Below are 18239 nucleotides of genomic sequence, written 5' to 3'. Positions count from 1 at the left end.
TACGGTTTGCCGCCGATTCGCCGTCCGTCGTGCTGTCCGCGGGCCGGTCGCGGCGAGCGTTTGTGCGCCGCGTCGCACGCGGCGCCGGCCCTCGACAGGGAGGATCCATGCACCTCATGGAAGAAGTGCAGACTACGCGTCCGGCAAGCGGCCGCTTGCGCGTGGCGGCGTTGCCGTCGGGCACGCAGCTTGCCATGCAGCTGCGGGTGACCGTGCGCGCGGCGGAGGTGCTGCTGCGTCAGGCGATCCGGCTGCCGGATCGCCATCAGTGGTCGGTCGACCTCGAACGTGTCGACGCGGCTGGCGGACCGCTGGCCGCCTGGGATTCGCACGTGACGCTGCGCATCGCGAAGACGTTCGCGCCGTCGGCCGATGCGAACGCGCGCGCTGGCGATCCCGACCAGGTTGCGGTCGACATTCGGCTGTTTCTTCCGGAGCAGGCGTACCTGGGCGAGCAGCGCGTCGGCATCTTCGGCCGGCGGCACGGCAACCGGTTCGGGGCGACGCTGTCGGTGACGGCCGGGTCGCAATGGGGCGGCCGGCGTATCGAATGCATTCCGCCTGCCGGGCGGCATGTGCATGGCGACACGCTGGAAGCGCTCGTCGACACGGTGGCGGGCATCGTCAACGCGGCGCTGCTCGCGGCCGGCCATCCACGGCCCGGCGGTTCGTGACGGTGCAGGCGGCGCGCGCCCGACCGCGGTTCAGGCGTCGGCGGTTTGCCCGGTTTGCCGCTGAAGGTCTTCCATCAACTGCTCCGCGAGAAAGTCGCACGGCGGGCGCTTCGATTTCGTGCTGCGCGCGAGGATCAGCTCGAGCGGCGGCAGATCGGGCAGCCCGTGTGAGCGGCCGAGCATCGACAGCTGCGCGGGGATCGCGCAGCGCGCGAGCGGCGCGACCGCGAGGCCGGCTTCGACCATGCTGAGCAGCCCGAGCAGGCTCGGGCTTTCATAGGAGGTGCGGTACGGCACCTTCGCGCGTTCGAGGCTGCGGATCGCGTTCTCGCGCGCAACGCTGCCCGGCATGAACACCGCGATCGGCAGCGGCCGTTCTTCCCACACGCGCGGCCCGTTCGTCATCGCGGCCCATGCCATCGGCTCGTGGCGGATGAAGTCGCCGGTCAGCCCCTTGATGCGCGTGCCGCACACGAGATCGACGGTGCCTTCCTTGATCAGCGGCGCGAGCGCGCTGCTCGGCAGCCCCATCACCTGGATCTCGACCTTCGGGTAGGTCGCCGAGAATTTCTTCAGGACCGACGGCAGCAGCGACGACGCATAGTCGTCCGGCACGCCGATCACGACCTTGCCGGTCACTTCCGGCCGCACCACGGCCGCCCACGCCTCGTCGCGCAGCGCCAGCATTCGTCTGGCGAATCCCAGCAGCACCTCGCCTTCGCGCGTCAGCACGATGCTGCGCGGCTTGCGCACGAACAGCGGCCGGCCGATCGCGTCTTCCAGGCTCTTGATCTGCATGCTCACGGCCGACTGCGAGCGGTTCACCGCTTCGGCGGCGCGGGTCATGTTGCCGGTTTCCGCGACGGCGACGACGGTGGCCAGCACGTCGTGATCGAGCATCTTCATGGGTATCAGGAAAACTGAACGTAACGATCAGCATTATGCGTTTTTATTGTTGCTGTGTGTCTGCCATAGTGGCATCGAGCCTGCCGTATCGTTCGATGCGGTGCGGCCAACACGCCGGCGAGCCCGGCACGCAGCGTTGAACAGGAAGAGTGGTGTACCAATGATGGATCATCCGTTGCGCGCCGCGCTGGCCGCGGAATTGCATGCCCGGCCGTTCCTGCGGCTCGCCGAAGCCGTGTCGCTCACGCACTACGCGATCTACGCGGACGGCCAGCCCGATATCCACGAAACGCTGCTGCACGCACTGTGCCGTGACACCGGCATTGCCGTGCCGCAGGACGGCGCGACCCACTATGCGGTGCAGTCGCCGTGCGGCTGGCATCTGAAGTGGGAGCGGCACACCGAATTCTCGACGTTCACGTTCGTCGCGCCGCGTCGCGACACCGGCTATTTCGACGATCTCGCGATTGAAGGCATTCCGGCTGCGTGGTTCGCGCGGCTCGCGGGCATCCGCTTCGTCGCGGTGCGCATGGAGCTGCTGACGGGCGATGCCGCGCGGCTCGTCTGCGGCGACCTGCGCCGCTGGATCGACGGCCCCGCGCTCGTCGGCAGCAACGTGCTCGGCGGCGGCAAGGTGTTTTGCGACTGGCATGTGCGTGACGACGGCTTCATGCGTTTTCTCGTGGTCGACGAGGATTTTCGCGAGGAGCAGGGCGGCCGGCTGCTGCAGCGCCTGTATGAAATCGAGACGTACCGGATGATGGCGCTGCTCGCGTTGCCCGTCGCGCGCCGGATGAGCCGCGAGCTCGACGAGATCCACGCGGCGCTGCACGCATTGATGCAGCGGATGGACGCGAGCGGCGCAGACGGCGACGACACGGCGCTGCTCGTCAAACTCACGCATCTCGCGGTGCGGGTCGAATCGCTGTCGGGATCGGGCGCACGTTTCAGCGCGTCGCGTGCGTACGAAAAGCTCGTGCTGGCGCGCATCCACGAATTGCGCGAGGAACGCATCGAAGGGATGCCGACGATCGCCGAGTTCATGGAGCGGCGCTTCGCGCCGGCGATGGAAACCTGCCGCAGCGTGTGGGCGCGCCACGAGCAGATCGCCGCGCGGATCGCGCGGGCGGTCGACCTGCTGCGCACGCGCGTGAATCTCGCGCAGGAAAAGGACGTGACGCGCCTGCTGGCGGGCATGGAGCGCACCGCGCGCAATCAGCTTCACTTGCAGCACGCGGTCGAAGGGCTGTCGGTGGCGGCCATTTCGTACTACGTGCTGTCGCTCGCGACGGCGGCGTTCAAGGCGCTGCACGTGATGAACCTGCCGGTCGATCCCGAGCTGGCGGAAGGCCTGCTGATCGCGCCGGTCGTGTTCGCGGTGATTCACATCACGCGGCGCACGCGTGCGCAACTGGCGCGATCGGAGGCGGCGCACGACGGCATGCCGGTGCAGGCGGCGGCATTGAAGCAAGTTGGTTAGAACATCGAAAACATAAACAGGCAAAACAGGTAAAGGAGTGGAGATGACTTTTTCGCAGAGGCAACCGGGGTTTTACAGCGATTTCGATGCCGCGTTCGACGAACCGGCACCGGATGAGCAGGGCGCGCCGGAAGCGCCGCGCGTGACCTCGTATCAGGCCGTGCTGCAGGAGCCGATGACGTCGCTCGTCGGGAATACGCTCGACCGGCCGGACGTCGCGGCGGTGGCGATTCTCGGGTACAACTGACGCGGGGCCGGATGCGGTTGGCGCCCGGTCGCGTGTGCGGCCGGGCGGGCTTGCTGATTGGCGTGGTGTGTACTGCTCAGTCGCCGGAGAGGTCGCCGATCGACGCGCCGTGCGGAATTTGGCCGGACGTGACCTGCCTGACGTATTCGTCCTGCGCATCCTTGATGTTCTTCGATACGTTGCCGAGGACTTTTTTCACGTAGTCCTTCGCGGCGTCGGTCTGGCGTGCGACCCAGCCTTTCTCCTCGATTTCGCGCAGTTGCATGAATACCCCGTCGCCGAGCGACACGTTGTTGAATGGCGTGATCGTGTTGTGTACGAAGTTGTCGAAGAACGCGATGACTTCCGGTGACAGTTTTGGCGGGTGCACCCATGCGGTGGCCAATGCGCGCACGGTCTTGTCCGAGATGTCGTCGACTGTCCGGCGTTCGCCGAAGGTGAACTGCGGGACTTTGGAATTCGGATCCTGGCTCTTGTAGTACCAGTCCCGGCCCTCATAGTTTGGCAAGCCGCCGCCGTGCGGGAAGACCGCGTTGTAGACGTCGGCGTCCACGGTGTTGATGAACAGGCTGTTGCCGGTGCTTTCGTGCGCGGTGCGATCGTGGACGTAACGTGCCCATGACACGAACAGCTTCTGGTGCTCGAGAAAATGTGTCTCGAGTGGCCCATTCGATTTCGGCAGCATTGCCGTGTAGGCAGCGAAGAGATCGTCGACGGTGAGGTTCTTTCCGTTGACGCTGACTGTCTTCTGAAACTCGAACTCACGAGCAACCGTCGGGTCGGTTTTCCGAAGCTTGTCGAGTGGCAGCAACGGTACACCGGCTGACCATGCTCGATCGAGCATATGCCGTGCCGATATGCGTGCCAGCTCGGCCGACTTGTGATTCTCGCCTTCGTGAAATCCGCCTCCCACATCAGCCTGACTTCCCGGATAGACGATCTCCAGGAGATTCGCGTGATCCGAAGATTTTCTTGGTGAATCCAGATTCTTATAGACGCGCAACTCTGTCGCTGCGACGTGGTGGATGATTGACTTGAACTCCTTCTGGATATCGTATTCGCCAAGCGTTTGCTTGGAGAGGCTGAGAAATATACTTAGCCCTTTAATGCTGAGGCTGACGCCTTTTCCTGCGGCCGGCACGACACCAAGAATAGGGGCGACTGCCTTCGTGAATATCGAGTCTGCATAGGATGTTGAGACGCAATCGAATAGCCCCATGAAATCGAATTCAACAGGGATTTCTTTGTATGTGACGTTACCGTTCTTCTGCTTGCATACCTTGGCGATCAATTCGTTCGCGAATTTCCGGGCGATGGTGCCGCCTCTGTCGTAGCCGAAAACCGAAACGCGGATACGCTTGAGCTCGCGAGGGTCACCGTCTGTTGCGCGTTTGACATTGGCTTCGAAGTCGGCAAGTGCCTGACTGACTCGGATGTCGAAACCAGTACCCAGATATGCAGCCGAGAATTCGGTGTCACGTATCGCCTGAACTGAGTCGGCCACTGTTGATATTCCGGCGGGAATAAGGTCGGCGCCGATTTTTTTGACTGTGAAGGATTCCTTGAGGGATTTCTTTATGGTGTCGGGGGCATTGCTGATCGCGTCGAGTATCGATGACTTGGCGTGTGCGAATATCGATTGATTGGCTCGATCGGCCATTACACGCTTGCCAATATCGACCCCGACTTTCTTGGCGGGATCTTCGATGCCTTTGCCTTTGGCTTCCTTGAGTAACGCGGCACCACTATCGCTTGCAGCCTTCTTGAGCGTGCCGACCGTCTGGTTGGGTAAATCACGGCCCATGCCTGCATAGTATGTTCGATAGATTCCGGTTGAATTGTCGCTTTCCATATGGGCCTTATACAGGCGCGCGATATTCGAAGGGTTATCGTCGTCGAGGCTTTGTCCGAAGCCGTCAAAGAAGAAGGACTGATAGATTTCCTGGTGGCAACGAAAGCATGGGCTGGGAGGCTCGGCGGGAAGCTGTGTACTGACGCTGGCCGCCCGGGCGGCACGCGATGCTCCGGCATTGGCGCTGGATTGCACGGGCGTGGCGCCCTGGGCGGGGATTGTGTCGTTAGGCATGCTTTCCTCCCGGTTACTGCAAGTTCGGATTGTGAGGGTCAGTCGGCAGTTCTGCCCATCGCGCTTCAATTTTCTGTTTCGGCAAGAAATAGAATTCGATGTATCCGCCGTGCTTGTCAGGAAGCGGCGGAATAGCAATGTCCGTCTCGAAGATGTCGTTGGGAAGGTTGTTTTTGTATTGTTCTTGAGTCAGCTCGTACTTGAGTTTGATGTGCCAAGTTTTCTTGCCCCGAGGTACATCCATACAGCATACGGTTCCACCGCCACCGCCTGGTTTGTGCGCACGCACGTTACCTGCGCCAAATTCGTCGATCTTGAAACTGTAGATACTGCGATCGGTGAAGTTATAACCGATGACGCGGTACGGGCCGAAATCTGTGGTTTGCGCATGCACCCACCACGCACCACCGAGCAGCATCACGGAGATCGCGATCGGGTTGCGAATGAGACGGCGAAGAAAATTCAGCATGTCGATGTTCCTGTCATTCAGTTCGTCGTGGACGACGCGTTACTCGTGGTATTCGGGTTGCGCGGACCGGTCGGGTATCCGACCCATTGGGCTTCGATCTTGCGGTCGGGCAGGAAATGGAACGCGATATAGCCGTCGCGTTTGGTTGGCAGCTTCGGGATGGCAATGTCCGTCTCGTAGATTTCCGGCGACAGATTCCTGGCATCTTCTTCAGGCGTCAGGTCGTATGTGACCTTGAGGTGCCAGGTCTTCTTGTCGCGCAGCACCTCCATGCAACAGGCCATGCCTCCACCGCCGCCGAACTGACGGGCGTGCACAGTGCCGGCACCGAATCCGTCAACGACGAAATTGTAGACGCCGCGATCGGTGTAGTTGAAGCCCACGACGCGATAGGGGCCGTAGCTGGCGGTCTGCGCATGCACCCACCATGCCCCGCCAAGCAGCAGTACCGCGACGACGATTGAATTACGAATGAGGCGACGAAGAAAATTCAGCATGTCGATGTTCCTGTCAGTCAGTTCGTCGCGGGCGACGCGTTGCTCGTGGTATTCGGGTTGCGTGGGTCGGTCGGGTACTCGACCCATTTGGCTTCGATCTTTCGGTCGGGCAGGAAATGGAATTCGATAGATCCGTCGTGTTTGTTGGGCAACGAAGGGACGGGGATGTCAGTTTCATCTACATCGTTCGGCAAATCTATCGATAAGGACCGTAACCAGCAGTCACCGCATGAACCCGCCATGCCCCGACAAGCAGCGGCACGGCGACCACGATCGGGTTGCGAACGAGCATCGTATCGTCCAGCGCGCCGTCGACGAGCGCGATGAGGCGCAACGGGCCCGTGTGCTCGATTCGCCGCGCGCGATGCCAGTCGCGCAGATCGTCGTGCCGCTGCTCCGCGGTCGTGCGTGGCCATTGCGTTGGCAGCGGCAACGCGCGCGCCAAATCGCGAAACAGCTTCATGGAGGCAGCGTCGCTCATGTGCGGGGTGTCAGTGCGGACCTCATTTTCGCGGCGCTGCGGCAGCATTCCGAACATACGCCTTCGGGCAGGCGTGGCAGCGGATAGTCGAGGCTGTTCGGCCCCGAGAAGCATTGGCTCCCGGCGTCACGAAACGGCGGGTGCCGGATGTGCCCGTCGTTTGTATGTTCGTCAAGATCGGCACAGTCTCGCGCTGCGGGCGAACGCGCTATAGTCGTGCGACGCCCGCCGCGAACCCTGCACGTTCGGCGGCTCATTCACGCACGTCTCCATTCCATGACCGCGCATCCCGCCGTTTCCCTTCAGCTCACCGACACCGAACAACCGGCTGCCCGCGATTTCATCAGCCGCAAGCTCGGCGAATTCAACCACGCGATGACGGGCCGCAGCGACACGGCGGCGCTCGACGTCTACGTGACCGATCCCGCGACCGGCGAGGTCCTGGGCGGGCTCACCGGCCGAACCTCGCTCGGTCTCTTCTTCGTCGACCTCTTTTATCTGCCGGAATCGCTGCGTGGCGGCGGCTTCGGCAGCCGGCTGCTGCGCGAGGCTGAAGCGGAGGCGAAGCGGCGCGGATGTGCCCGCGCGGTGCTGTACACGATTACGTTCCAGGCGCCGGATTTCTACCGGAAGCACGGGTACGAGGTGTTCGGCGAAGTGCCGTGCGTGCCGGAAGGGGCGGCGCGTGTGTTCATGGTCAAGACGCTATGAACGACGTTGCCTGACGTCACCGCGCCGGCGTCGCGCGCTCGACGATCATGTCGTACAGCGCCTGCGCCGCGGGCGACAACTGCGCGGCCCGGCGCTTGACCAGCACGAGCGTGCGCGACACCGACGGCTCGACGAGCTCGATCGTGCGGATCATCGGATACGCGTTCTTCTGGATCGCGAGCTTCGGCACCACGGCCGCGCCGAGGCCTTCGGCGACGAGTCCGAGCGCGGTCGAACTGCGCTGCACTTCGTAGAACGAATGCAGCGTCACGCCGCTCGTCTTCAGCGCACCTTCGAGCAGCCCGCGATTGCCGCTCACTTCGCCAGCGAAGATCAGCGGATGCGGCTGCAGCGCGGCCCAGCGGATCCGCCGACGCTTCGCGAGCGGGTGATCGTCGCGGCAGACGAGCACGTACGGATCATGCGTGAGGGGCACGCTGACGAGTTCGGGGTGCTGGTCGCCCGCGATGCTGATCCCGAATTCCGCTTCGCGGCGCAGCACGGCCTGCAATACCGACGCCGACGCGTGGTCGAGGATCTTCACGCGATCGTGCGGCCGGTGCCCGGAGAACGCACGCAGAATACGAGGGAGATACTGAACGCCGACCGTCGGCACGCACGCGATCGTCACGTCGCCGCGCTGGCTCAGGCCCGTTTCGCGGATTTCGGTCAGCGCATCCGACAGCTCGTTCAGCAGCCGGCGCGCCTGCGGCAGGAAACGCCGGCCGATTTCGGTGAGGGTGGTGCGGCGTGTCGTGCGCTCGATCAGCGCGACGCCGAGAAACGACTCGAGCTTGCGCAGCCGTTGCGTGATCGCCGTTTGCGTGACGTGCAGCGTGTCGGCCGCCTGCCTGAAGCTGCCGCCGTCGGCGATCGCGACGAAAGCCTGGACACCGAGCGTATCGATTTTCATCAGAAACATGAATCAATAACGATATTAAATTCATTTTACTGAAGAACAGCGAGATCGCAGAATGCGCTGCATCGATGGCTGTCGGTATTCCGACGCCGTCCACGCCGACCAGGAGGCATACCGTGACGACCCCACTCGATCAATACGCCAACCAGTACGTGCGATTCGAAGACGAACGCACGCGGCCCGTGCGCGACCTGCTGGCCGCCGTGCCGGATACGCGGATCCATACCGCGATCGACATCGGCTGCGGGCCCGGCAATTCGACCGAAGCGCTGATCGCGCGCGCACCCGACGCGACGGTTCGCGGGATCGACGCGTCGCCGGACATGATCGCGGCCGCGCGCAAGCGCCTGCCCGCGCTGCGTTTCGATCTCGCGGATGTCTCGGTCTGGGACGATCCGGGCGGCTACGACGTGATTCTGTCGAACGCGGTGCTGCAATGGGTGCCCGCACACGACACGCTGTTTCCGTCGCTCGTCGGCCGGCTCGCGCCGGGTGGCCATCTCGCGGTGCAGATGCCCGACAACCTCGACGAACCCGCGCACCGGCTGATGCGCGAGGTCGCCTCGGCCGGGCGATGGGCGGACAAGCTCAAGCGCGCGGCGCGCACCGAACGGTTCGACGCACGGTATTACTACGCGCTGCTGTCGCCGTTGTGTTCGCGGGTGGATGTCTGGCGCACGACTTACTACCATCCGTTGCGCGGCGGGGCCGATGCGGTCGTCGAATGGTTCAAGGGCAGCGCGCTGCGGCCGTTTCTCGCGGCGCTGGACGAAAGCGAACGCGACGCATTCGTCGCGCGCTATCGTGATGCGCTCGCTGGTCCGGACGGCTATCCGCTGCTCGACGACGGCACCGTGCTGCTGCCGTTCCCGCGCCTGTTCATCGTCGCGACGCGGAAGTAAGGCGAAACCAGGACCGGGGCGGTGCGGCGGCCGGTCGTCGGTCAGGACAGCGGCCGCATCGATTCCGGATCGACCGTCCGGCTCTTTGCGGACTGCCCGTCACGCAGATCCTTGTACCAGAAGAGGGCGACTTCCCCGTCATTCGCGCCGTCGGCGTACAGGAAGCGGTCGTGGCCGCCGATGACGAAGCCGGCGCGCGCGTACGTGCAGCAGGCCGCGACGTTGTTCGCCTGCGTTTCCAGCCGCATGAAGCCGAACCCGCGGTTGCGCGCCCATGCTTCCGCGGCCGCCAGCAGGAACTGGCCGATACCTTGCCGCCGGCAACCGCGGTCGACCGCGAGTTCCGCGATCTCGGCCATCCCGTTCCAGCTTTCGGTGATCGCGACGAATCCCGCGAGGCGCCCGCCCGCGCTGGCGCGAAACAGCGCGGTGCCGCCGGACGCCTCGCGCGCCCAGCCGGCCGGGTCGAATCCGTAGTCCTTGCGCCGCACGGGCAGCGCGCGCAAATCGAGCAGATCCTGGTACGGCGCATTCAGCTCCCACGCGATCTCGAACGAAAAGTCGCATCCGTTCAGTTCGTCGGCGGGCAGATCGCCCGCCTGTTCGATGCTGATGTGCTCGGCTCGGTCCATGTGTCGGTGTCCTGTCTTCAGCGGGATTGCCGGGTATTCCCCCGGGGCGAGCGCCGCCGCCTTGCGGCGAGCCGGATCGCGCCCGTTCCTGATTCGAATTGCTGCGCTCGCACAATGCTTCCCTTCGCGGCGCGGTTCAACGCCCGATTATGCGGGATATCGGCGGCGACGCCGCACCTGGAATGGGTATGCAACCACGCCATGCATCGGCGCGTAACGCGAGATAGTCGGCGGTGCGTATCGAAACGACGATCGACTGCACCGACCGACATTCACCGGCACGGGAACACCATGTTGAATTCGACGCAGCGGGAAGCCGTCGGCGAAGCGTTTTCGCTCGACGCGAAGCGGCACGCAAGAACGATGACGTGGCACGCCGTCGACGCGATCGCGGATACGGGGCATCGCGTCAGCGATTTTCCGCACGCGATCGACAAGGCGGGCAATCTCGGCGACTTCGACGGCGCGCAGGCCACCGGGCCGTGGATCCTGGAAATCCGAAAACGCGCATCCGACACGGCCGTTCGGCGCGCTCCGTGAAGACTTGCTGATGCGAGCCCCGGCCGAGCGACGCGCGCCGTGAGCGCGCGTCGCCGGCCGCTCGTCAGATGCTGATCGCGACCGGGCCTGCCAGCGGCGTGTAGCCGTCGTCGAAGAGGAACCACGCATCGTACTGGCCCGACGCCAGCGCGCTGTTCGCCGTGGACGAGAAGAGCAGCGAGCCCGTGCTCTTCGGCAGATACGCCCACGACTTGTAGCCGCCCTTGGTCGGCTGCGCGCCGCGCGGGTAGATGCCGACCCAGTTCTTCGGGCTGTGGCGCCAGGGCGGCACGACGTAGTCGAACCGCAGCGTGCCGTACGACGACCCCTGAGACGACAGCGCGGGCACGAACTTGCCGTTCGTATTGCCAATCGCCGAATCGGTCAGCAGCGCGCCCGCTTGCGCCTGCACGCAGCCGGCCACGCGGCGCAGGAAGTTCGGATCGTTCGCGTCGCGGATGCTCGCGTCGTACCAGCCTGCGTCGCCGTACCACGTGACGGCCTGCGTCGCGCCGGCCGGCACGCTGACCGACTGCGGCGTGTTCATGCCGTACGCGTTGTCGACAAGCTGGAACGTCGTCGGGCTCGATCCGGCGGTGTTGTCGAGCGTGATCTGCACGTTGCCGTTCTGCACGTCATAACAAAGGCTCACTTCGGCCGACGAACCGGTATTTCCCGACGCGCCGACGTTGCCACGGAACGTCTGCAGGAATCCGTTCGGCCCGTAGACCGAATAGTCGTAGCCACCGGCCGAACTCAGCGCGAGCGAATCGGACAGGGTCGTGCACGCGTTCGCGCCGGCGCCGATCGTGTATTGCCGCGGGATCGTGCTGGTGCCGTCGACCCACGCCTGCAGATGCACGCCCGCCGTGCCGGTATTGGTCATCGTCAGCGCGAGCGTCTTGCCGGACCGGTTGACCTTGCCCTGCACGAAGAACTCGTACGGCAGCCGGCATGCCGCATTGCGGCCGGTCGTTTGTGCCGGCACCGCGGTGGTGGTCGCCGGCGGGATGACGACCGTCCAGCCGTTCGGGTCCATGTTGCTGGCCGGGCTCGGGATCGCGGGCACCGTCTGATCGGGATTCGTGAAGTCGAACGCCGACGTGAGGTCCCCGCACACGGTGCGCCGCCACGGCGTGATGTTCGTTTCCTGCAGCCCGAAACGCGTTTCCAGAAAGCGGATCGCCGACGTGTGATCGAACACCTGCGAGTTGACCTTGCCGCCTTTCGACCACGGCGAGATCACGAACATCGGCACACGCGGGCCGAGGCCGATCGGCACGTCGCCGCTGGCCGAGCCGTCGGACGCCGCGCCGCTGCTGCCGACGAATTCGGCCGCGGTCGAGACCGTCGACAGGCCGGTGCCCGCGTAGGCGCTGGATGGCACGGCGGGCGGCACGTGATCGAACAGGCCGTCGTTTTCGTCGTACATCACGAGCAGCACCGTGTTGGCCCAGACCTTCGGATTCGACGTCAGCACGTTGAGGACGTTGCTCACATACCATTCGCCGCCGCTCGCGGCCCACGACGGATGTTCGCAGTACGCGTAGGGCGCGGCGATCCACGATACCTGCGGCAGCGTGTCGTTCGCGACGTCGGCCTGCAACTGGCTGAACAGGCGCGTGTCGTACTCGGTGCCGCCACCCGTCGGGTCGATTTGCGTGCCGTTGAGCGCCGGCGCGAGCGGATCGTTCGCGCCGAGGCTCTGGTACTGCCTGAAGTTGAGGATGACGTTGTCACCGTAGTTGCCGTTCCACCAGAGATCCTTGCTGGAGCCGTTGTATTCGCCGTAACCGTGAGCGGCATCGAGCCCGTTGCCCTTGTCCTGATAGAACTTCCACGTGACGCCGGCTTCATTCAGCCGTTCCGGCATCGTGGTCCAGCCGGTGCCGGTCATCGTGTTGGTCGTGTACGGTGAGTAGCCGGGCACGTTGCCGCAGCAACCGGTCCACAGATACAGGCGGTTCGGGTCGGTCGGCCCGAGCATCGAGCAGTGGTAGCTGTCGCACACGGTGAAGGCGCTCGCCAGCGCGTAATAGAACGGGATGTCGTTCTGCGTGAAGTAGTACATCGTGCCGCTGGTCTTCGCGCCGGCCCAGTTGTCGTAGCGGCCGTTGTTCCATGCGCTGTGCGTGCCGTTCCAGCTGTGGTCGAGGTCTCCGTAATAGGTGTCGCCGTTCGCGCTGCCGGCCGGCGGCGACGGGTTGAACGGGAACACGTACGACAGCAGCCACGGCTGGCGCCAGACCGGATACCCGCTCGAGATCACGACGGGGCGCGGATCGCCGAAGCCGCGCGCACTGCGCAGCGTGCCGAGGTAGTGGTCGAACGACCTGTTTTCCTGCATCAGGATCACGACGTGCTTCACGTCCTGGAGCGTGCCGGTGACGGTTGCCGCCGGAATCGACTGTGCGCGCAGGATGCTCTCGGGCAGCATGCCGGTGACTGCCGTGGCGCCTGCGAGCTTCAGCGCATCGGCCAGGAACTGACGTCGTGTCGTGGATTTGTTTTGCATGTTCGCTCTCTGTCATGAATGGCCGGACGCCGCCGCGCTTCAAACGCCGCGCGTTGCAATGGCAGTCGCGCCGGACAAGGGCAGGTGCCCGTCAGTGGCAAGCCGTGGCGCAATGCAGGACCGGCGCGGCGGCCGGGCCCGATGCCGATGCGCGGTTCGCGGCGAGGTTGCCGGTCGCGCCGGAATCGCCATCGCCGCAACCGACCAGCGTGCAGAGGAGTGCGATCATCAAAGCGCCGCGCCAGTGCGGAAAATGACTTTCCTTGCCGGCAGGCGGAGCGGGGTTGTCGCGACTCGATTCAAGTCGGATTCCTGAGTGATTGACGTGCGTCGTTCCTGTTCCTGCTTTCATTGCCCCTCCAGAAATGAAATGAACAGCGGAGAATAGCGCCCGTATCAGAACAACTTCATGACAGGCCATCCGCGCGTGCCGGCGACATGCGACAGCCTTGCATCGGGATTGGTCGCGACCGGATGCGTGACGTAGTCGAGCAACGGCACGTCGTTGATCGAATCGCTGTAGAAGTAGGTTCGTTCGAAATCCGACGGCGCGTAGCCGAGCGAATCGAGCCAGGCGTTCGTGCGCACGACCTTCCCTTCGCGAAAACTCGGCACGCCGGTGCTGCGTCCGGTGAACCGTCCGCCCGGCGTGCCGTCGTCGGTATCGAGCTCGATGCCGAGTAGATGCTCGATTCCAAACTCGGCGGCGATCGGCCCCGTCACGAATACGTTGGTTGCGGTGACGATGCAGCAGAGATCGCCGCTCTCGCGATGGCGATCGACGAGCGCGCGCGCCTGCGGCGTGATGGCCGGCCGAATCACCTCGTCCATGAACTGCGCGTGCCAGCGTTCGAGCTGCGCCCGTGGATAGCGGGTGAGCGGCGCCAGCGTCACCGCGAGATATGCGTCCATGTCGAGCGTGCCGGCCGCGTAGCGGCCGTAGTGCTCGTCGATCAGCGCCGCGTGCGTGTCGTCTTCCAGCGAGCCGACCCGAGTGATGAAGCGGCCCCAGGCCTGATCGCTGTCGAGCGGCAACAGCGTGTGATCGAGATCGAACAGCGCGAGATTCCTGTGCATGTGAAAGTCCTTGTATTGCGTGCCTGCTGGCGTGCTCATGCGCCGATGAGTTTCTCGATCGCGTCCTTCGCGTTCTTCCCGTCGATGGTCGTGACGCCGTCGAGCCACTTCGACAACACGCCCGGGTTCTTCCTCGCCCATTCCTTCGCGACCGCGACCGGATCCGCGTGATTCATGATCGGCACCATCAGCTGGTTCTCTTCGTCGGTCGTGAATTTCAGGTTGGTCAGCAGGCGGCCGACGTTCGGGCAGCGTTCGAGGTAGCCGGGCGTGACGAGCGTGTAGACCTTCGCCGAGCCGTAGTTCGGGCCGAACACGCCGTCGCCGCCTTCCAGGTACGCGATCTTGTAGTTGATGTTCATCGGATGCGGCTCCCACGCCAGGAACACGATCATCCGGTGTTCCTGCACCGCACGCGTCACCTGCACCAGCATCCCGGCCTCGCTCGACTCGACGAGCTTGAAGCCGCCGAGCCCGAATTCGTTCCTGTCGATCATCCGCTGGATCAGCGCGTTGCCGTTGTTGCCGGCGCCGATCCCGTAGATCTTGCCGTCGAGCTGGTCGCGGAACTTCGCGATGTCGGCGAAGCTCTTCAGGCCCTTGTCCGATGCGTATTGCGGTACGGCCAGCGTGTAACGCGCGCCGACCAGGTTCGGCTGCGGCAGCAGGTGCACGGCGCCGGCGTCGACGAACGGCTTCACCGTCGGCGTCATGCTCGGATCCCAATAGCCGAGGAACGCATCGATCTGTGCCTTCTTCACGCCGGCCAGCACGATCGGCGGCGACGCGATCGTCTTGCTGGCTTCGTAGCCGAGCCCGTCGAGCAGCATCATCGCGACGCCGGTCGTGGCCGCGATGTCGCTCCAACCGACATCGCCGAGCGTCACCTTCCTGCAGACGTCGCCTTCGGATGCGTGAACGGGCGCCGTCGCGATCGACGCGAGCAGCATTGCGGCCAGCATCCATGCCTTCTTCATCATGTTGGTCTCCTAAGCAAGTGTTCCGGATCGGGTTGCGTGAGTGGTCCGACGATCGATCGTATTGATCGGATGAAACGAACGAACTTGGGTCTAGCCGTGCGGTTTTTCGTAACGTATATTAGAAAGCACAAATTCGCAAGTTCGCACAAAAATACAACCTGCGGCGCGTGCGAGCCGTCAGCCGGACGAAAGCAGGTCGGGCGGCGGTCCGGGCGGGTCGCGTTTCATCAAGTCGGTCGAAGAATGGAGGCATCGCATGATCAGTCAGATGGAAATCATCTCCCGCCTGTTGCTGGCCGCGCTGCTCGGCAGCATCATCGGCATCGAGCGCGAACGGCTGTCGTGGGCGGCCGGGTTGCGCACGCACATGCTGGTAGCCGTCGGCGCGGCGCTCGTGATGGTCGTGTCGGCGTTCGGCTTCGCGGACATCCAGAACGCGAAGAACGTGTCGCTCGACCCGTCGCGGGTCGCCGCGCAGGTCGTCTCGGGCATCGGCTTTCTCGGCGCCGGGTCGATCATGCTGCGCGGCGAGATCATCCGAGGGCTGACGACGGCGGCGAGCCTGTGGGTCGTCGCGGCGGTCGGGCTGGCGGTGGGCGGCGGCATGTACATCGCCGCGATCGCTGCAACGGCGATCGTGCTGACGATCCTCGCCGGCCTGAAGCCGATCGAGAAGCGCTTCTTCGCCGCGCGGCAGCGCTGGGGCGTGCGCATCCTCGCGAGCCGCGGCACGGTGAAGCTGACGTCGCTGCAGGCGATGCCCGGGATCGATCAGGCGCGCATCGTCCAGTTCGTCATCGAACAGGACGATGCGACACCGGACGACGACCGGATCCATGTGGTGTTCTCGAAGATGACGAGCCGCGAATTCCAGGTGGTCCGTCAATCCCTGCAGACCCTCGGCGGGGTCAAAAAGATGGAGGAGAGCGCCGCGTAGCCGCGGTTCGAATACCATTGACGTTCATTTCCAAGGACATTTCATGTGGCAAGAAGAGCGATATCAGAGGATCCGGCTTCTGTTATCGAAGATGCAGCGTGTCTCCACCGACCGGATCATGGCCGATCTGAACGTGTCGCGGGAAACCGTGCGCCGCGATCTCGTCGATCTGGAGGCGATGGGGGAACTGAAGCGCGTGCATGGCGGCGCGGTGCAGGTGGGCGACGAAGCGCCGATTGCCGAACGCGCGCAGACGCACGTGAAGGCGAAGCAGGCGATCGCGCGCGCCGCGGCGCGGCTCGTCACGGGTTCGCAGACGCTGTTCATCGACGCGGGCACGACCACCACGCTGCTGGCCGAGGAACTGGCGAAGCTGTCCGGCCTCACGGTCGTCACGAATTCGATCGACGTCGCGTTGAAGATGCGCTCGAGCGACCCCGGGCAGGCGAAGAACGAAACGATTCTGCTCGGCGGGATGATCGGCAGCCGCGCGGCCGCGACGGTCGGCGACGGGACGATCGCCGAGATCTTCCGCTATCGCGCCGATCTCGCGTTGCTGTCGCCGGTCGGCGTCGACCATGTGCGCGGCGCGACGAACTACGATCGGATGGAAACGGAAGTCGCGCGCGCGATGGTCGCCAACGCGGCGGACGTCGCGATCCTGGCCGACTTCAGCAAGCTCGGCACGAATAGCCGGATCGGCTTTTGCGAACCCGCGCGGATCGGCACGCTCGTGACGGACCAGAAGGCGGAGTCGGTCGACAGCTACCCGAGCATCAAGAAGGTCATCCGGAACATCGTGCTGTCGTGATGCGCACCGGCGCGCCGCGTCAGGTGAAGCGGCTGGCGGGGACCGTCGCGCATGCTCGCGCGCTGAGCGGGCGCACATCATCCATCGTGTATGCGCGGCCGCATCGTTCTACCGGCAGACAACACGAAGACTTCGGCACATTCCAAGCCAGAGGTGCGGTTCAGAATGCGCATCCAGCAGGCCGGCACATATACCACTGAACATAACGGTCGAGATTCCGGCGACATGCGCGATTCACTGTTCAGCAGAGGGCGGCTGATTCCGGGCGCGATCCGTCGCCGGTGCCGCACGCCGATTTCAACGCCTATCATGTATCAAGCCAGTTCCGCGTTCGACATGCGCAGCCGCCCGTGACCGCGCATGTCGAACGCGCACGGGCGTGGTCTGACGTATGCCGAAACGGACGCGCGACCGCGTCACTCGACGTTTGCAGGGAGAGCGCGATGACCGATCGCGACAAGGTGTTTTCAGGCTCGATTCCCGCGTTCTACGACACGCTGATGGTTCCGCTGATCTTCGCGGAATATGCGGCCGATCTGGCGGAGCTCGTCGCCTCCTTCGCGCCTCGCTCGGTGCTCGAGACCGCCGCCGGCAGCGGCGTGGTCACGCGGGCACTTGCGTCACGGCTCGGCCCAGGCGTGCGCTACGTCGTGACGGACCTCAACCAGCCGATGCTCGACTATGCCGTCACCAGACAGGGGGCCGACAGCCGTATCGAATGGCGGCAGGCGGATGCACTCGCGCTGCCGTTCGAGGACGCGTCGTTCGAGGTCGTCTGCTGTCAGTTCGGTGCGATGTTCTTTCCCGACCGGGTCGCCGGCTACGCGGAGGCGCGGCGCGTGCTGCGGCCGGGCGGGCGTTTTGTCTTCAGTGTCTGGGACCGCATCGAGGAAAACGTCTTTGCCGATGAAGTCACCCACGCCGTCGCGGCGCTGTTTCCGCTCGACCCGCCGCGATTCCTCGCCCGCACGCCGCACGGCTATCACGATGTCGCACGGATCCGGGACGATCTGCGCCGCGCGGGTTTCGCCGACGTCGACATCGCGACACGCGAGAAGGAAAGTCGCGCGGCGTCGGCACGCGATGTCGCCACCGCGTATTGCCTGGGAACGCCGCTGCACGACGAAATCATCGCGCGCGATGCCGGCTTGCTTCAGCACGCCACGGATCGAGCAACCGCGGCCATTGCCGGACGTCATGGCGACGGGCCGGTGGTCGGCAAGATTCAGGCGCACGTCATCGTGGCGTCGGGTTAGCCCGACCGTCGATTGCTCATACGGAATGCACGCCGTCCGATTGCTGGAGAACACCCATGGGGGCCGCCTCGCGGTTCGACTATGCTGAGTTGTCTGCGGCTCGAATTGCGCGCCGCGAC

The 18239-nt window shown here is 64.4% G+C and carries 21 protein-coding genes; 10 read left to right on the top strand and 11 right to left on the bottom strand.

Features of this window, described 5'->3' with window-relative positions:
• Window positions 1-107: 107 nt before the first annotated feature.
• Window positions 108-674, top strand: coding sequence for a hypothetical protein (locus tag DIE11_RS24200; protein ID WP_124627642.1), 567 nt, complete (start codon window positions 108-110; stop codon window positions 672-674).
• Between the two features lie 30 nt (window positions 675-704).
• Here the strand turns inward: DIE11_RS24200 and DIE11_RS24195 are convergent, their stop codons facing one another.
• Window positions 705-1580, bottom strand: a complete 876-nt coding sequence (locus tag DIE11_RS24195; RefSeq protein ID WP_059605089.1) for a LysR family transcriptional regulator — start codon at window positions 1578-1580, stop codon at window positions 705-707.
• A 160-nt stretch (window positions 1581-1740) separates the two neighbouring features.
• Here DIE11_RS24195 and DIE11_RS24190 point away from each other — a divergent pair, with 160 nt between their 5' ends.
• Window positions 1741-3060, top strand: a complete 1320-nt coding sequence (locus DIE11_RS24190) for a DUF3422 family protein (protein WP_124627640.1) — start codon at window positions 1741-1743, stop codon at window positions 3058-3060.
• 43 nt (window positions 3061-3103) lie between these two features.
• Entirely contained in the window at window positions 3104-3307 is a 204-nt protein-coding gene (locus tag DIE11_RS24185) for a hypothetical protein (RefSeq protein WP_124627638.1), read from the top strand.
• A gap of 76 nt (window positions 3308-3383) precedes the next feature.
• Here the strand turns inward: DIE11_RS24185 and DIE11_RS24180 are convergent, their stop codons facing one another.
• The 4 genes from DIE11_RS24180 to DIE11_RS37425 all read right to left on the bottom strand — a co-directional run bounded on the left by DIE11_RS24180 (window position 3384) and on the right by DIE11_RS37425 (window position 6897).
• A complete protein-coding gene (locus DIE11_RS24180; protein WP_124627636.1) occupies window positions 3384-5393 on the bottom strand; it encodes a phospholipase effector Tle1 domain-containing protein in 2010 nt (669 codons plus the stop codon).
• Window positions 5394-5406: 13 nt separating this feature from the next.
• Window positions 5407-5862, bottom strand: coding sequence for a DUF3304 domain-containing protein (locus tag DIE11_RS24175; RefSeq protein WP_124627633.1), 456 nt, complete (start codon window positions 5860-5862; stop codon window positions 5407-5409).
• A gap of 17 nt (window positions 5863-5879) precedes the next feature.
• Window positions 5880-6359: a DUF3304 domain-containing protein gene (locus DIE11_RS24170; RefSeq protein ID WP_185633814.1), complete on the bottom strand. Its 480-nt coding sequence runs from the start codon at window positions 6357-6359 to the stop codon at window positions 5880-5882.
• Between the two features lie 196 nt (window positions 6360-6555).
• Window positions 6556-6897 carry a hypothetical protein gene (locus DIE11_RS37425; RefSeq protein WP_311767596.1) on the bottom strand — a complete coding sequence of 114 codons (342 nt, stop codon included), beginning with the start codon at window positions 6895-6897 and terminating at the stop codon, window positions 6556-6558.
• A 219-nt stretch (window positions 6898-7116) separates the two neighbouring features.
• Between DIE11_RS37425 and DIE11_RS24160 the strand changes: the two genes are divergently transcribed.
• Window positions 7117-7551 (top strand): GNAT family N-acetyltransferase, encoded by a 435-nt coding sequence (locus DIE11_RS24160; protein ID WP_124627631.1) that lies wholly within the window; start codon window positions 7117-7119, stop codon window positions 7549-7551.
• A 16-nt stretch (window positions 7552-7567) separates the two neighbouring features.
• On the opposite strand, the gene DIE11_RS24155 is transcribed toward DIE11_RS24160, so the two are convergent.
• Window positions 7568-8464 (bottom strand): LysR family transcriptional regulator, encoded by an 897-nt coding sequence (locus tag DIE11_RS24155; protein WP_059605224.1) that lies wholly within the window; start codon window positions 8462-8464, stop codon window positions 7568-7570.
• A gap of 122 nt (window positions 8465-8586) precedes the next feature.
• Between DIE11_RS24155 and tam the strand changes: the two genes are divergently transcribed.
• A complete protein-coding gene (tam, locus tag DIE11_RS24150; protein WP_124627629.1) occupies window positions 8587-9372 on the top strand; it encodes a trans-aconitate 2-methyltransferase in 786 nt (261 codons plus the stop codon).
• A gap of 41 nt (window positions 9373-9413) precedes the next feature.
• Here the strand turns inward: tam and DIE11_RS24145 are convergent, their stop codons facing one another.
• Window positions 9414-10004 carry a GNAT family N-acetyltransferase gene (locus tag DIE11_RS24145; RefSeq protein ID WP_059605117.1) on the bottom strand — a complete coding sequence of 197 codons (591 nt, stop codon included), beginning with the start codon at window positions 10002-10004 and terminating at the stop codon, window positions 9414-9416.
• Window positions 10005-10118: 114 nt separating this feature from the next.
• Between DIE11_RS24145 and DIE11_RS37055 the strand changes: the two genes are divergently transcribed.
• Entirely contained in the window at window positions 10119-10544 is a 426-nt protein-coding gene (locus DIE11_RS37055) for a hypothetical protein (RefSeq protein ID WP_260437170.1), read from the top strand.
• 64 nt (window positions 10545-10608) lie between these two features.
• Here DIE11_RS37055 and DIE11_RS24135 read toward each other — a convergent pair whose 3' ends face one another.
• The 4 genes from DIE11_RS24135 to DIE11_RS24120 all read right to left on the bottom strand — a co-directional run bounded on the left by DIE11_RS24135 (window position 10609) and on the right by DIE11_RS24120 (window position 15116).
• The gene (locus tag DIE11_RS24135) at window positions 10609-13059 is read right to left on the bottom strand and encodes a phosphocholine-specific phospholipase C (protein WP_124627627.1); all 2451 of its coding nucleotides are present in this window, start codon (window positions 13057-13059) and stop codon (window positions 10609-10611) included.
• 91 nt (window positions 13060-13150) lie between these two features.
• Complete coding sequence (locus tag DIE11_RS37050; protein ID WP_260437169.1) at window positions 13151-13288, bottom strand: hypothetical protein; 138 nt, start codon at window positions 13286-13288, stop codon at window positions 13151-13153.
• Between the two features lie 167 nt (window positions 13289-13455).
• Window positions 13456-14136: an HAD family phosphatase gene (locus DIE11_RS24125; RefSeq protein ID WP_059605227.1), complete on the bottom strand. Its 681-nt coding sequence runs from the start codon at window positions 14134-14136 to the stop codon at window positions 13456-13458.
• Window positions 14137-14171: 35 nt separating this feature from the next.
• Window positions 14172-15116, bottom strand: coding sequence for a choline ABC transporter substrate-binding protein (locus tag DIE11_RS24120; protein WP_124627625.1), 945 nt, complete (start codon window positions 15114-15116; stop codon window positions 14172-14174).
• Window positions 15117-15372: 256 nt separating this feature from the next.
• On the opposite strand from DIE11_RS24120, the gene DIE11_RS24115 reads away from it, so the two are divergent.
• From DIE11_RS24115 to DIE11_RS24100, 4 genes are all read left to right on the top strand, one after another.
• Window positions 15373-16053 carry an MgtC/SapB family protein gene (locus DIE11_RS24115; protein ID WP_124627623.1) on the top strand — a complete coding sequence of 227 codons (681 nt, stop codon included), beginning with the start codon at window positions 15373-15375 and terminating at the stop codon, window positions 16051-16053.
• Between the two features lie 43 nt (window positions 16054-16096).
• Window positions 16097-16864 (top strand): DeoR/GlpR family DNA-binding transcription regulator, encoded by a 768-nt coding sequence (locus DIE11_RS24110; RefSeq protein WP_124627620.1) that lies wholly within the window; start codon window positions 16097-16099, stop codon window positions 16862-16864.
• 165 nt (window positions 16865-17029) lie between these two features.
• Complete coding sequence (locus DIE11_RS36525) at window positions 17030-17218, top strand: hypothetical protein (RefSeq protein WP_185633819.1); 189 nt, start codon at window positions 17030-17032, stop codon at window positions 17216-17218.
• Window positions 17219-17307: 89 nt separating this feature from the next.
• On the top strand, window positions 17308-18120 hold the full coding sequence (locus tag DIE11_RS24100; RefSeq protein ID WP_124627618.1) for a class I SAM-dependent methyltransferase: 813 nt from the start codon (window positions 17308-17310) through the stop codon (window positions 18118-18120).
• The last annotated feature ends 119 nt before the right edge of the window (window positions 18121-18239 follow it).

The sequence above is a fragment of the Burkholderia sp. Bp9012 genome (genome assembly GCF_003853825.1).
GTDB classification, from domain to species: Bacteria; Pseudomonadota; Gammaproteobacteria; order Burkholderiales; family Burkholderiaceae; genus Burkholderia; species Burkholderia diffusa.
The sequence above is the reverse complement of the archived record's forward strand: the minus strand, read 5'-3'. Positions and strand labels throughout refer to the sequence as shown.

What these genes read in the sequence shown, in the direction of transcription:
- DIE11_RS37055 (WP_260437170.1), top strand. Translation starts at nt 10,119, where the DNA reads ATGCTTCCCTTCGCGGCGCGGTTCAACGCCCGATTATGCGGGATATCG.
- DIE11_RS24135 (WP_124627627.1), bottom strand. Translation starts at nt 13,059, where the DNA reads ATGCAAAACAAATCCACGACACGACGTCAGTTCCTGGCCGATGCGCTG.
- DIE11_RS37425 (WP_311767596.1), bottom strand. Translation starts at nt 6,897, where the DNA reads ATGTTCGGAATGCTGCCGCAGCGCCGCGAAAATGAGGTCCGCACTGAC.
- DIE11_RS24120 (WP_124627625.1), bottom strand. Translation starts at nt 15,116, where the DNA reads ATGATGAAGAAGGCATGGATGCTGGCCGCAATGCTGCTCGCGTCGATC.
- DIE11_RS24190 (WP_124627640.1), top strand. Translation starts at nt 1,741, where the DNA reads ATGATGGATCATCCGTTGCGCGCCGCGCTGGCCGCGGAATTGCATGCC.
- DIE11_RS37050 (WP_260437169.1), bottom strand. Translation starts at nt 13,288, where the DNA reads ATGATCGCACTCCTCTGCACGCTGGTCGGTTGCGGCGATGGCGATTCC.
- DIE11_RS24195 (WP_059605089.1), bottom strand. Translation starts at nt 1,580, where the DNA reads ATGAAGATGCTCGATCACGACGTGCTGGCCACCGTCGTCGCCGTCGCG.
- DIE11_RS24175 (WP_124627633.1), bottom strand. Translation starts at nt 5,862, where the DNA reads ATGCTGAATTTTCTTCGCCGTCTCATTCGCAACCCGATCGCGATCTCC.
- DIE11_RS24125 (WP_059605227.1), bottom strand. Translation starts at nt 14,136, where the DNA reads ATGCACAGGAATCTCGCGCTGTTCGATCTCGATCACACGCTGTTGCCG.
- DIE11_RS24185 (WP_124627638.1), top strand. Translation starts at nt 3,104, where the DNA reads ATGACTTTTTCGCAGAGGCAACCGGGGTTTTACAGCGATTTCGATGCC.
- DIE11_RS24110 (WP_124627620.1), top strand. Translation starts at nt 16,097, where the DNA reads ATGTGGCAAGAAGAGCGATATCAGAGGATCCGGCTTCTGTTATCGAAG.
- DIE11_RS24200 (WP_124627642.1), top strand. Translation starts at nt 108, where the DNA reads ATGCACCTCATGGAAGAAGTGCAGACTACGCGTCCGGCAAGCGGCCGC.
- DIE11_RS24180 (WP_124627636.1), bottom strand. Translation starts at nt 5,393, where the DNA reads ATGCCTAACGACACAATCCCCGCCCAGGGCGCCACGCCCGTGCAATCC.
- DIE11_RS24155 (WP_059605224.1), bottom strand. Translation starts at nt 8,464, where the DNA reads ATGAAAATCGATACGCTCGGTGTCCAGGCTTTCGTCGCGATCGCCGAC.
- DIE11_RS24160 (WP_124627631.1), top strand. Translation starts at nt 7,117, where the DNA reads ATGACCGCGCATCCCGCCGTTTCCCTTCAGCTCACCGACACCGAACAA.
- DIE11_RS36525 (WP_185633819.1), top strand. Translation starts at nt 17,030, where the DNA reads ATGCGCATCCAGCAGGCCGGCACATATACCACTGAACATAACGGTCGA.
- DIE11_RS24100 (WP_124627618.1), top strand. Translation starts at nt 17,308, where the DNA reads ATGACCGATCGCGACAAGGTGTTTTCAGGCTCGATTCCCGCGTTCTAC.
- DIE11_RS24170 (WP_185633814.1), bottom strand. Translation starts at nt 6,359, where the DNA reads ATGCTGAATTTTCTTCGTCGCCTCATTCGTAATTCAATCGTCGTCGCG.
- DIE11_RS24145 (WP_059605117.1), bottom strand. Translation starts at nt 10,004, where the DNA reads ATGGACCGAGCCGAGCACATCAGCATCGAACAGGCGGGCGATCTGCCC.
- DIE11_RS24115 (WP_124627623.1), top strand. Translation starts at nt 15,373, where the DNA reads ATGATCAGTCAGATGGAAATCATCTCCCGCCTGTTGCTGGCCGCGCTG.